Origin of the sequence: Nocardia sp. MH4 (genome assembly GCF_019266065.1) — a bacterium.
Taxonomy (GTDB): domain Bacteria; phylum Actinomycetota; class Actinomycetes; order Mycobacteriales; family Mycobacteriaceae; genus Nocardia; species Nocardia canadensis.
Window position 1 is genome coordinate 25,558 of the sequence record NZ_LPNR01000113.1, and the last position, 12,013, is coordinate 37,570.

The window sequence follows — 12,013 nt, forward strand, 5'->3', positions numbered from 1 at the left end:
ATGTCCACGACCGAGGAAGCGGCAGGGACCGTCACCGCGGCGCACCCGGCGACAACGTCGGGCGGCACCACGCCCGCGGCGGGTGCGCCACGGGCGAGCACCGACCCGGCGATCCGTCTGCGCGCGGCGACGCTGGCGTTCGGCGAGCGCACGCTGTGGCGCGACCTCGATCTCGACGTGGCGCCCGGTGAATTCATCGCCGTCCTCGGCCCCAACGGGTCGGGCAAGACCTCGCTGCTGCGAGTACTGCTCGGGCTCCTCGAATTGGGTTCGGGCCGTGCGGAAGTCGCGGGCAAGCCGGCGGGCACCGGCAATCCGGGCGTCGGCTACGTCCCGCAGCAGAAGACGATCGACGCCGGGGTGCAGTTGCGCGGCCGCGATCTGGTCGGGCTCGGCGTCGACGGGCACCGGTGGGGCCTGGGCTGGCGTGGCCGCAAGGAGCGGGCGCGCAAGATCGAGGCCGCCGTGGCCGCGGTCGGCGCGCAGCGCTTCGCGCACGCCCCGCTGGACACGCTCTCCGGCGGCGAGCAGCAGCGGCTGCGGGTCGCCCAAGCCCTCGTCGGCGACCCGGCGGTGCTGCTCTGCGACGAACCGCTGCTGAGCCTGGATCTGGCCAATCAGCGGCTGGTCGCCGAACTCGTCGACAAGCGCCGCCGCGAACACGACACGGCGGTGCTGTTCGTGACCCACGAGATCAACCCGATCCTGCCGATGGTCGACCGTGTGCTCTACCTGGTCGACGGCGAGTTCCGGATCGGCACTCCCGACGAGGTGATGACCTCGGCGACGCTCTCGGAGCTCTACGGCACCGAGGTCGAGGTGCTGCGGGTGCGCGATCGGCTCGTCGTCGTCGGCACCGGCGACGACATGGACGCGCTCGGCGGTACCGCCTGATGGACAAGCTCGACAAGGTTCTGCACCAGATGTTCGACGTCGGCACCACCGCCGACCTGCTCGGCTACGACTTCGTCCAGCAGGCGCTGCTCGCGAGCGCGCTGCTCGGGCTGCTCGCCGGACTGATCGGGCCGCTGATCGTCAGCAGGCAGATGTCGTTCGCCGTGCACGGCACCAGCGAGCTCTCGCTGACCGGCGCGTCGGCGGCGCTGCTGGCCGGGGTCGGCGTCGGGATCGGCGCGATCGCCGGGTCGGTGGTCGCCGCCGTGCTGTTCGGCTGGCTCGGTTCCCGTGCGCGCGAACGCGATTCGGTGATCGCGGTGGTGCTCTCGTTCGGCCTCGGCCTGTCGGTGCTGTTCCTGTGGCTCGCCCCGGACCGCGCGGGCTCGAAGTTCTCACTGCTCACCGGCCAGGTCGCCAGCGTCGGCTACGACGGGCTCGCGCTGCTGGTCACCTGCACCGCGGCCGTGCTGGCCGTGCTCGCGGTGATCTATCGGCCGCTGCTGTTCGCCAGCTCCGATCCCGAGGTCGCGGTGGCGCGCGGGGTGCCGGTGCGGGCGCTGTCGGTGGTGTTCGCGGTGCTGCTCGGCATCACCGCCGCCTTCGGCGTGCAGATCGTCGGCGCGCTGCTGGTGCTCGCGCTGCTGATCACCCCGGCCGCGGCGGCCGCGCAGCTGACCGCGAGCCCGCTGCGGGCGACGGTGTTGTCGCTGGTGTTCGCCGAGGTCGCCGCCGTGGGCGGGCTGCTGCTGTCGCTGGCGCCCGGAGTGCCGGTGTCGACCTTCGTCACCGGGATCTCGTTCACGATCTATCTGGTGTGCCGGGTCATCGGCCACCGCAGTCGGCGGCCGGTCGCCGCTCGCTGAAATTTGGTGCCACTTGGGGCCGAAATTGCCCGAACCGGGGCACGGGCGAGCAGACTACACAGCATGATCGACTTCGCCGTCCCGGAAGATCTGGCCGCCCTGCGGGATCGAGTCCGCGCCTTCGTCGCCGAACAGATCGTGCCGTTCGAACGCGATCCGCGCCTGACCGCGCACGGGCCGACCGACGACCTGCGCGCCGAACTCGTCGACCTGGCCAGGGCCGAGAAGCTGCTGACCGTCCAGGCCCCGGTGGAATACGGCGGGCTCGGCCTGACCCACGTCGAGCAGGCCGTGGTCTACGAGGCCGCGGGCTGGTCGACGCTCGGCCCGGTCGCGATGAACTGCGCCGCGCCCGACGAGGGCAATATGTTCCTGCTCGGCAAGGTCGCCGACCCCGATCAGGTCGAGCAGTACCTGATGCCGATGATCCGCGGCGAGCAGCGCTCGGTGTTCGCGATGACCGAACCCGACGGCGCGGGCTCCGATCCGGGGCAGCTGCGCACCGAGGCGGTGTTCGACGGCGAGAACTTCGTGATCAACGGGCGCAAGTGGCTGATCACCGGCGCCGACGGGGCCAAGACCTGGATCATCATGGCGCGCCTCACCGAGAACCCGCACCTGCCCGCCGGGCCGACGCTGTTCCTCGCCGACGGCGACACCGAAGGCATCGTCATCGAGCGGATCATGAACACCATGGACCGCAACTACGTCGGCGGGCACGCCGTCGTGCGGTTCGAGAACCTGACCCTGCCGCCCTCGGCCGTGCTCGGCCGCACCGGCCAGGCCCTGCGCTACGCCCAGCTGCGGCTGGCGCCCGCCCGGCTCACCCACTGCATGCGCTGGCTCGGCGCGGCCGAACGGGCGCAGAGCATCGCCCTGGACTACGCGCGCACCCGCACCGCGTTCGGCAAGCCGATCGGCGAGCACGAGGGCGTGTCGTTCATGCTCGCCGACAACGAGGTGGCACTGCACCAGTGCAGGCTGACCATCTGGCACAGCTGCTGGCTGATGGATCAGGGCCAGCAGGCCAGGCACGAATCGTCGATGGCCAAGTCCTATGTCTCCGAGGAACTGTTCAAGGTCACCGACCGCTGTGTGCAGGTGCTCGGCGGGATCGGGATCAGCGACGAGACGGTGGTGGAGATGCTGTTCCGGGACATGCGCGCGTTCCGGCTCTACGACGGCCCGACCGAGGTCCACAAGTACGCCATCGGCAAGCACTTGCTGCGGGAGTGAAGCACAATCCGATCCCGCGCCGGGCCGATGACGACGTGGTTGCGCGAGCCGCCACTTCCGGCGCCGACGCCGCGCCGCTAGTACCATTCGATCCCATGAGTTCGGAACTGCTCGTCGATGTCGCTGCCGGAGTCGCCGTGCTCACGCTCAACCGGCCGGCGCAGCAGAACGCCGTCACCCCGACGATGGCCGCCGAGCTCAGCGCGGCCCTGCGCCGGTGCGACAGCGAGGACTCGATTCGCGCCGTCGTCATCACCGGCACCGCGCCCGCCTTCTGCGCGGGCGCGGATCTGTCCGCCCGGGTCAACGGCGAGGTGACGCTGGATCCGCCGCCGTGGCAGGTCCGCAAGCCGGTGATCGCGGCCGTCAACGGCCATGCCGTCGGCATCGGGCTGGCCCTGGCCCTGCAGTGCGACCTGCGGTATTTCGCCCGCGATGCCGTCTACGGGCTCAGCCAGGTCCGCCGCGGCGTGCTCGCCGACGGCTACGCGCACTGGACCGTGCCGCGGCTGGCCGGGCTGGCCAACGCCGCCGACATCATGCTCACCGGACGCACTTTCGACGGTGACGAGGCCAAGTCGATGGGCCTGGCCAATGCCAGCCTGCCCGCGGGCGAGGTGCTGCCGACCGCGATGGCGGTCGCCCACGACATCGCCAACGGGCCAGCGCCGCTGCCGGTCGCACTGACCAAGCGGCTGATCTGGGAGAGCCTCGGCATGACGCCCGCCGTCGTCGGGCAGCTCGAATCCGAACTCAACGCCCACGTCGCCAAGAGCGTCGACGGCGGCGAGGCGATGGCCGCGTTCAAGGAGCGCCGTCAGCCCAAGTGGACCGGCAGTATCAGCGCCGAGTGGCCCGCCTGGGACGCCCCCGAGGGGCGCCCCAGCCTGGACTGAGGCTCAGAAGTTCCCGTTGCAGGACCCCGCGAGGTAGAGCATCGCGAACAGCACCATCAAGATGGTGCCGATGATGCCCGCGATGTACCCGATCATCACCTGGGAGCGCCCGGACAGGGCACCGTAGGACGCGTCGATCTCGTTGAGGGCTCGCTTGCCGAGCACCCACGCGATCGGCCCGAAGATCCCGCAGCAGAACGGGCTGAGCAGCCCGAGCACGAGGATCAGGTTGGCCTGCGGGTGCTCGACCGTCTCACCGATCGGCTGGTTGGGTATCGCCACGCACCGAATTCTACTGTGCACGAGGGCCGCTGACGCTGCACTACGCGCGCGGCCACCGAAAACAAACCCAGCCACCATGTCCCGACCTCGGAGAAGGGCGGGCCGACGTAGTCGGCCGACGCGGCCGTTCCGCCGATCAGGCGCCGGTGCGTAGGCGACGAAGGAGCAAGCGGCGGTGCCTGACCGGCGGGACACAAGGGCCCGCGACCTCGAGCGCGCCGGCGCTCCGACAACTCAACCCAGCCGACGCTGCCTGGCGATGTCGGCGAGGACCACACCGGCGGCGACCGAGGCGTTGAGCGACTCGACCGGACCGGCCATCGGGATGCTCAGGATCGAGTCGCAGTTCTCGCGCACCAGCCGCGACAGGCCCTTGCCCTCGGAACCGACGACGACCACGGTCGGCACGCTACCGTCGAACTCGTCGAGCGGGGTGTCACCGCCGGCGTCGAGGCCGACGATCTGGAATCCCTGCGACGCCCAGTCCTTCAGCGTGCGGGTCAGGTTGGTCGCCCTGGCGACGGGCAGGCGCGCCGCCGCACCCGCGCTGGTCCGCCACGCCACCGCGGTGACACTGGCGCTGCGCCGCTGCGGGATGACCACGCCCTGACCGCCGAACGCGGCGACCGAGCGGATGACCGCGCCGAGATTGCGCGGATCGGAGATGTTGTCCAGCGCGACCAGCAGACCCGGCTCGCCGGAGACCTTCACCCGATCCATCAGGTCGTCGGGGTGGGCGTAGCGGTACGGCGGCACCTGCAGGGCCACGCCCTGATGCAAACCGTTGGCGCTGAGCCGATCCAGATCGGTGCGCGGCACCTCCAGGATCGAGATGCCCATGTCGGCGGCACGCTGCACGCTCTCGGAGAGCCGGTCGTCGTTCTCGGTGCCGACGGCCACGTAGAGCGCGGTCGCGGGCACCTCGGCACGCAGACACTCGAGCACCGGGTTGCGGCCGAGCACCAGCTCGGGGCCGTCGTCGGACTTACGGCCCGCGCGGGGTACACCGCCCTTGCCGGTCGGACGGGACTGCGCCGCTTTGGCTTTGGCGGCGGCCGCGGCGCGCTTGGCGGCGGGATGCTTGGTGCGGGCCTCGGCGGGCGGCGTCGCGCCCCGGCCCTCCAGGCCGCGACGGCGCTTGCCGCCGGAACCGACGACGGCACCCTTCTTGGTGCCGCCCTTCCTGATCGCTCCGCGTCGCTGTGAATTGCCTGCCATCAGTTCGCCTTTCCGCTAGCTGCGCCCAGCGACCATTCCGGCCCCTGCGGGGTATCGGTGACCTCGATACCCGCCGCCACGAGCCGATCCCGTGCGGCATCGGCTTCTGCCCAGTTCTTCTCCGCCCGCGCGCTCGCCCGGCGATCCAGCTCGGAGCGGACCAGCACATCGAGCGCGTCCAGTGCCGCCGAGTTGTCGGCCGGGGTGTACCAGTGCGGGTCGAGCGGGTCGACGCCGAGGATGCCCAGCATCGCCCGGACCTGACCGGCCAGCTCCGCCGCGGTCTCCACCGCGCCCGCTTCCAGCGCGCGATTACCCTCGTGCACCACGTGGTGAATTTCGGCGAGCGCCTTCGGAATCGCCAGATCGTCGTCGATCGCGGCGGCGAATCCGTCGGTCCATTTACCGATCGGGACCTCGCCGACCCGATCGAGCACACGATGCACGAATGCCTCGATGCGCTGATACGAGGCGACCGCGTCGTCGAGCGCTTTGTCCGAATATTCGAGCATCGAGCGGTAATGCGCGCTGCCCAGATAGAACCGCAATTCCACCGGCCGGACCCGGCTGAGCACATTGGGCACCGAGAGCACATTGCCGAGCGACTTCGACATCTTCTCCCCGCTCATCGTCACCCAGCCGTTGTGCAGCCAGTAACGGGCGAAACCGTCACCGGCCGCCTTGGACTGAGCGATCTCGTTCTCGTGGTGCGGGAAAATCAAATCCATTCCACCGCAGTGGATATCGAATTCGGGACCCAGATAGAACTCGGCCATCGCCGAGCATTCCAGGTGCCAGCCGGGACGGCCGGGGCCCCACGGCGACGGCCAGCTCGGCTCGCCCGGCTTGGCCGACTTCCACAGCGTGAAATCGCGCGGATCGCGCTTGCCGCGGGTCGGGGTCTCGCCCTGGTGCACGTCGTCGAGTTTGTGGCCGGACAGCTCGCCGTAGTTCGGCCAGCTCAGCACGTCGAAGTAGACGTCGCCGTCGGCGGCGTAGGCGTGACCGCGCTCGATCAGCCGTTCCATCAGCCCGACCATCTGGGTGATGTGGCCGGTGGCGCGCGGCTCGGCCGAGGGCGGCAGCACGCCGAGCACCTCGTAGGCCGCGTCGAAAGCGCGCTCGTGCGTGGCGGCCCATTCCCACCACGGCCTGCCCGCCTCGGCGGCCTTGTTCAGGATCTTGTCGTCGATATCGGTGACATTGCGGATGAACCAGACGTCGTAGTCGTGCGCGAGCAGCCAGCGGCGCAGCACGTCGAACGCGACGCCGCTGCGCACGTGCCCGATATGGGGCTGACCCTGCACGGTGGCCCCACACAGATACACCGAAGCACGGCCGGGGACCAGCGGGGTGAATTCCCGCAGGGTCCGCGTGTCGGTGTCAAAAAGGCGCAAGGTCACGGCATTCGATCCTAGTCGGTGGGATGGTGGTGGAGATGACCGGCCGGTTCGTGGCTCGCCGTGATTGTCCGACGGCCGGACGAAGCGGCGAGAACGCGTGGTGCGGCAGGAAATCTTCGAGGCCCGTGCGGGCTACGAACATGCCGTGATCAGGCAGGTGGCGATGGCCGCGATGCCCTCGCCGCGGCCGGTCAGCCCGAGACCGTCCGTGGTGGTGCCCGAAACCGAGACCGGCGCGTCGAGCAGTTCGCCGAGCACTTTCTGGGCCTCGGCGCGACGAGGGCCGATCTTCGGGCGATTGCCGATGACCTGCACCGCGGCGTTGACGACCGTGAAGCCCGCCTCGGTCAGCAGCCTGCGGACCTCGGCGAGCATGGCGGCGCCGGTGACCCCGGCCCATTCGGGACGGCCGACCCCGAACACCGCGCCGACGTCGCCCAGACCGGCGGCCGAGAGCAGCGCGTCGCAGAGCGCGTGCGCGGCGACGTCGCCGTCGGAGTGCCCGGCGCAGCCGTCGGCGTCGGGGAACAGCAGACCGGCCATCCAGCAGGGACGACCGAGCTCGATGGGGTGCACATCGCTGCCGATGCCGACTCTCATCGCGCGACCGCCTGCTCGGCGGGCCGAGGAACGTCGGCGGCGCGATCGGCGCGCAACGCGTCGGCCAGGCGCAGGTCGAGCGGGGTGGTGATCTTGAAGGCGAGCGGGTCGCCTGCGACGGTGCGCACGGCGACGCCGAGGCGTTCGACCAGGCCGGCGTCGTCGGTCGCGCCGACCTCGGTGGCGTACGCCTCGCGCAGCAGGTCGGCGGCGAAGCCCTGGGGAGTCTGGACAGCCCGCAGGTGGGCGCGCTCGGGGGTGCCGGTGACCACGCCCGCGTCGTCGACCGATTTCACGGTGTCGACGACCGGCAGGGCGGGCACGACGGCGGGACTGCCCGCCTGCAGCTCGGCGGCCACTCGCGCGATCAGCTCCGGTGGAGTGAGCGCGCGAGCGGCATCGTGCACGAGATAGAACGCGGCATCGGGCGCGGCCGCGATCCCGGCGCGCACCGAATCGGTGCGCTCGGCGCCGCCAACGACGACCTGCACCGGCACAGGGGGCATCGAACCGCCGGTCAGCGAGGTGGTTGACAGCAGAGCGGACGCGGCTTCGACCAGCTCGGCGGGCACGACCACGACGACCCGGTGCACCGCACCGGACGCGATCAGCCCGTCGACGGCCAGCCGGACCATAGGTGTGCCGCCGACCGGGACGAACGCCTTCGGGGTGGATTCACCCAGGCGCACGCCACGACCGGCGGCAGGGACCAGTGCTACGACAGGTCGCACTCTAGGAAGCCGCGGCGAGGACCTCGTCGAGCAGCGATTCGGCCTTGCCGTCGTCGGTGCCCTCGGCGAGCGCGAGCTCACCGACGAGGATCTGGCGAGCCTTGGCCAGCATCCGCTTCTCACCGGCGGACAGGCCGCGATCCTGCTCACGACGCCACAGGTCGCGCACGACCTCGGCCACCTTGTTCACATCGCCCGAGGCGAGCTTCTCGAGGTTGGCCTTGTAACGGCGGGACCAGTTGGTCGGCTCCTCCGTGTGTGGCGCGCGCAGCACCTGGAAGACGCGGTCGAGACCCTCCTGGCCGACGACGTCACGGACGCCGACATATTCGGCGTTCTCCGCGGGAACCCGAACGGTCAGGTCGCCTTGCGCGACCTTCAGGACCAGATACTCTTTCTGCACACCCTTGATGGTGCGGGTCTCGATTGCTTCGATCAGCGCCGCTCCGTGGTGGGGGTAAACGACGGTGTCTCCGACCTTAAAAATCATGTGTCCCGTGCCCCTTTCGATGTTCACAGTTTAACATGCGACTCGATAACGGCGCGATCAACTGTGCAGGTCAGGGCCACAACGAGGCCATCGTAGGGGTTGACAACGCGGAATTGGTGTGCATTGTGTTGCGCCAGAACGGGTTAACCACCAGCACAGCGAGCCGTATCCGCGTCGCACTCCCCCGGCACCACTCCGGCAACCCGGCGCGAGACACCGAACTGTTACTTCCGCGCCCGCGCGTCGCGAGCCCGGACGCCACGCGCGCGAAGCGAACTACTACGCTGCCTAGTTACTACCCTCCGATCCGCTGTGTGGACGGAGTGAGCCCGGTCGACATGGAGGACAAACCGTGACTGCCCTGAAAGCTGTGACCGCCCCGTCGGCGCGACGTCGCATGGCGACGGTTGCCGCGCTCGCCGCTGCCGCGGGTATCGCCCTGAGCGGCTGCAGTGCCGGCCAGCACACCCAGACCTCGTCGCAGGCCGCCGCGATCAACGGCAACCACGCGGACGTGGGCCCGATCTCCCTGCGCAACGTGCACATCGTCTACCCGGCTTCCCCGGCCGAGCACGACAAGGGCGGCAAGGCCGTGATCGCGCTGTCGATCATCAACGGCAGCGAGACCGTCACCGACGAGCTGACCAGCGTCACCACCGACCTGGGCACCGTCAAGCTCACCGGCCCGGCGGGCGACCCCAAGTTCGTGCTGAAGCCGCAGCAGATCGTCGTCGCCGGCCCGGTCAAGGTCACCGGTGACGCGCAGGGCGACGATCACCACGGCGCCAGCCCGACCACCTCCGCCGCGCCGACCACCTCCGCGGCCCCGACCACCTCCGCGGCCCCGACCACGTCCGCGACCGGTCAGGACGTCCCCTCGATCGATCCCGAGGCCAAGCCCGGCACGATCGAGATCACCGGCCTGAGCAAGCAGATCTACCCGGGCCTGACCTACAACGTCACCTTCAACTTCAAGGACGCGGGCACCGTGCAGGTGTCGGTCCCGGTCGACGCCGCCGAGGTCGACCGCGTCGAGAACGAGAAGTCCGGCCCGGCCCCCGAGGGCGCCGGTCACTGAGACCAGGCCGAACAGAAAGCCGTCGCGGTGGTCCGCGGCGGCTTTTCTTTTTGTCGGAGCCGGTCCGTAGGGTGCGCGTGTGGCCAAGACCAAAGCAGTCTTCCGGTGCACCGCGTGCTCGCACGAGGTGTCCAAATGGGTGGGTAAGTGCCCGGATTGCGGCGCCTGGGGGACGGTGAACGAGGTGGCGGTCTCCGCGGCCGCCGCGGCGCCGGGCAGGCGGGCGATGCTGCCGAGCACGGCGGCGGCGCCACTGTCGCAGATCGACGCCAAGGTCACCCAGGCCCGCTCGACCGGGGTCAGCGAGCTGGATCGGGTGCTCGGCGGCGGTGTGGTGCCCGGGTCGGTGGTGCTGCTCTCGGGCGAACCGGGCGTCGGCAAGTCGACCCTGCTACTCGAGGTCGCGCACCGGTGGGCCGCCCAGCGCGACGAAACCTCGCTGTACGTGACGGCCGAGGAGTCCGCCGGGCAGGTGCGGCTGCGCGCCGATCGCACCGGCGCGGTGCACGACCGGGTGTATCTCGCCGCCGAATCGGACCTGTCGATCGTGCTCGGGCACGTGGAACAGGTGCGGCCGACGCTGCTGGTGGTCGACTCGGTGCAGACGATGCTGGCGCCCGAGGTGGACGGCGTGATCGGCGGTGTCACCCAGGTCCGCGCGGTGACCGCGGCGCTGACCTCGCTGGCCAAGGCCACCGGAATCGCGGTGCTGCTGGTCGGCCACGTCACCAAGGACGGCAATGTCGCAGGCCCGCGCACGCTCGAGCATCTGGTCGACGTGGTGCTGCAATTCGAGGGCGACAAGAATTCGACGCTGCGCATGATCCGCGGCATCAAGAATCGTTTCGGCAGCGCCGACGAAGTGGGCTGTTTCGAATTGCACGAGGACGGCATCGCCTGCGTCGACGATCCGTCGGGTCTGTTCCTGCACCACCGCACCGACACCGTCCCCGGCACGGCGGTGACCGTCGCGATGGACGGTAAACGCCCGCTGGTCGCGGAGGTGCAGGGGCTGACCGTCAAGACCGAGATCCCGCAGCCACGGCGCGCGGTGAGCGGCCTGGACTACAACCGCGTCGCCATGGTGCTGGCCGTCCTGCAGAGCCGTGGGCGGGTGTTTCTCGGCAAACACGATGTCTACGCCGCCACCGTCGGCGGCATGCGCCTGATCGAGCCGACCGCCGACCTGGCCATCGCGCTGGCCATCGCCTCCGCCGAGGCGGATATCGCGCTGCCCGCGGGCTGGGTGATCCTCGGTGAGGTCGGGCTGGCGGGCGAGGTCCGCAAGGTCACCGGGCTGGGCCGGCGGCTCGCCGAGGCCGAGCGACTCGGTTTCACCACCGCTCTGGTGCCGCCTGGTTCGGAGAAAACCAAGACCGGTTCGATGCGTATCCACGAGGTCGGCGATCTCCGCTCGGCGCTGCGCTTGGCGCAGCTCCGCAAATCGCGCGCACCCCGGGATCCGGTCCCCGTGGAATAACTCCGGCAAACCCGGGATATGGCCGATATCGGCCATTCCCGTGCCAACAACCATTGACATAGTCGGTGAGCATGCGAAGCCTGCAAATCCACCCGACTTGAACATGTGACTTACAGCGCACCCGCACAATGCCGGACACGCACCGGCGCCGAGGGCTAGGTCGCGAGGTTGAACGGCTCGGCGGCGCTGCGCACCGCACCGAGCTGCGCCACCACCATGTAGGCGCCCGCGGGCACCTGGAGGCGATCACCGGCGCAGTTCGGCTGGGACGTCGTCCCGAACCAGGTGCCCTTGTAGGACAGCTGCTCGCCTGCCTTGAGCGTCTTCACTTCCGGCGGTCCATCCGGGTTGCAGTCGTTGCTCGCCCACAGACGGCGCTGCCCGTCGAGGGTGTAGACCAGGAATTGCGGGCCGGGACCGAGATCGCGCGAACACGGCGCCGAGGAGATATTGGTGATGACCGTGCCGAACCCCGGTTGATCACCCACCCGGTACGTCGGCTGGCCGACGGTCACCTTCAGGGCCAGCGACTGATCACTGCACGGCTGTGCCGCGGGCTGATCCGCCGCGGAACTGCTCGCCGCGGCGCTGGAAGTGGCGGCGGCGCTGCTCGACGTCGCGCTGCTCGACTCGGCCGAACTGCTGGTCGACGCCGAACTGCCCGCCGCGGTGGTGGTCGACGTGGCCGCGGCGGTATCGCCGGACGAGCCACCACCGCGCGCCACCATCGTGACGAGCCAGATCACGATCGCGAGCGCGACAATGATGACGCCGATGGCGAGTGCGCGGCGACGCCAGTAGATCTCCGGTGGCAGCGGTCCATTCGGTTCCAGCACGCC

13 protein-coding genes are annotated in these 12,013 nt (G+C 70.0%); 6 read left to right on the plus strand and 7 right to left on the minus strand.

The window, feature by feature from the left end:
• The 4 genes from ATM97_RS24780 to ATM97_RS24795 all read left to right on the plus strand — a co-directional run bounded on the left by ATM97_RS24780 (nucleotide 1) and on the right by ATM97_RS24795 (nucleotide 3,892).
• Nucleotides 1-894, plus strand: a complete 894-nt coding sequence (locus ATM97_RS24780) for a metal ABC transporter ATP-binding protein (RefSeq protein WP_218720596.1) — start codon at nucleotides 1-3, stop codon at nucleotides 892-894.
• Nucleotides 894-1,760 carry a metal ABC transporter permease gene (locus ATM97_RS24785; RefSeq protein ID WP_218720597.1) on the plus strand — a complete coding sequence of 289 codons (867 nt, stop codon included), beginning with the start codon at nucleotides 894-896 and terminating at the stop codon, nucleotides 1,758-1,760. Before ATM97_RS24780 ends, ATM97_RS24785 begins: the two co-directional genes overlap by 1 nt.
• 63 nt (nucleotides 1,761-1,823) lie before the next feature.
• Nucleotides 1,824-2,996: an acyl-CoA dehydrogenase family protein gene (locus tag ATM97_RS24790; protein WP_218720598.1), complete on the plus strand. Its 1,173-nt coding sequence runs from the start codon at nucleotides 1,824-1,826 to the stop codon at nucleotides 2,994-2,996.
• 95 nt (nucleotides 2,997-3,091) lie between these two features.
• A complete protein-coding gene (locus tag ATM97_RS24795; RefSeq protein ID WP_218720599.1) occupies nucleotides 3,092-3,892 on the plus strand; it encodes an enoyl-CoA hydratase/isomerase family protein in 801 nt (266 codons plus the stop codon).
• Between the two features lie 3 nt (nucleotides 3,893-3,895).
• Here ATM97_RS24795 and ATM97_RS24800 read toward each other — a convergent pair whose 3' ends face one another.
• From ATM97_RS24800 to carD, 6 genes are all read right to left on the minus strand, one after another.
• Nucleotides 3,896-4,174, minus strand: a complete 279-nt coding sequence (locus ATM97_RS24800) for a DUF4190 domain-containing protein (RefSeq protein WP_218720600.1) — start codon at nucleotides 4,172-4,174, stop codon at nucleotides 3,896-3,898.
• Between the two features lie 234 nt (nucleotides 4,175-4,408).
• Nucleotides 4,409-5,392 (minus strand): 23S rRNA (guanosine(2251)-2'-O)-methyltransferase RlmB, encoded by a 984-nt coding sequence (gene rlmB / locus ATM97_RS24805; protein WP_218720601.1) that lies wholly within the window; start codon nucleotides 5,390-5,392, stop codon nucleotides 4,409-4,411.
• Nucleotides 5,392-6,795: a cysteine--tRNA ligase gene (cysS, locus tag ATM97_RS24810; protein WP_218720602.1), complete on the minus strand. Its 1,404-nt coding sequence runs from the start codon at nucleotides 6,793-6,795 to the stop codon at nucleotides 5,392-5,394. The genes rlmB and cysS overlap by 1 nt, the downstream gene beginning before the upstream one ends.
• A 132-nt stretch (nucleotides 6,796-6,927) precedes the next feature.
• On the minus strand, nucleotides 6,928-7,395 hold the full coding sequence (gene ispF, locus ATM97_RS24815; protein WP_218720603.1) for a 2-C-methyl-D-erythritol 2,4-cyclodiphosphate synthase: 468 nt from the start codon (nucleotides 7,393-7,395) through the stop codon (nucleotides 6,928-6,930).
• Complete coding sequence (gene ispD / locus ATM97_RS24820) at nucleotides 7,392-8,126, minus strand: 2-C-methyl-D-erythritol 4-phosphate cytidylyltransferase (protein ID WP_218720604.1); 735 nt, start codon at nucleotides 8,124-8,126, stop codon at nucleotides 7,392-7,394. Before ispD ends, ispF begins: the two co-directional genes overlap by 4 nt.
• 1 nt (nucleotide 8,127) lies before the next feature.
• Complete coding sequence (gene carD / locus ATM97_RS24825) at nucleotides 8,128-8,616, minus strand: RNA polymerase-binding transcription factor CarD (RefSeq protein ID WP_019044685.1); 489 nt, start codon at nucleotides 8,614-8,616, stop codon at nucleotides 8,128-8,130.
• A gap of 352 nt (nucleotides 8,617-8,968) precedes the next feature.
• Between carD and ATM97_RS24830 the strand changes: the two genes are divergently transcribed.
• Together ATM97_RS24830 and radA are read left to right on the plus strand one after the other, a co-directional pair.
• On the plus strand, nucleotides 8,969-9,694 hold the full coding sequence (locus ATM97_RS24830) for a hypothetical protein (protein WP_308248607.1): 726 nt from the start codon (nucleotides 8,969-8,971) through the stop codon (nucleotides 9,692-9,694).
• A 79-nt stretch (nucleotides 9,695-9,773) separates the two neighbouring features.
• Nucleotides 9,774-11,174: a DNA repair protein RadA gene (radA, locus tag ATM97_RS24835; protein ID WP_218720605.1), complete on the plus strand. Its 1,401-nt coding sequence runs from the start codon at nucleotides 9,774-9,776 to the stop codon at nucleotides 11,172-11,174.
• Nucleotides 11,175-11,329: 155 nt separating this feature from the next.
• On the opposite strand, the gene ATM97_RS24840 is transcribed toward radA, so the two are convergent.
• Nucleotides 11,330-12,010 (minus strand): hypothetical protein, encoded by a 681-nt coding sequence (locus ATM97_RS24840; RefSeq protein ID WP_218720606.1) that lies wholly within the window; start codon nucleotides 12,008-12,010, stop codon nucleotides 11,330-11,332.
• Between the last annotated feature and the right edge of the window lie 3 nt (nucleotides 12,011-12,013).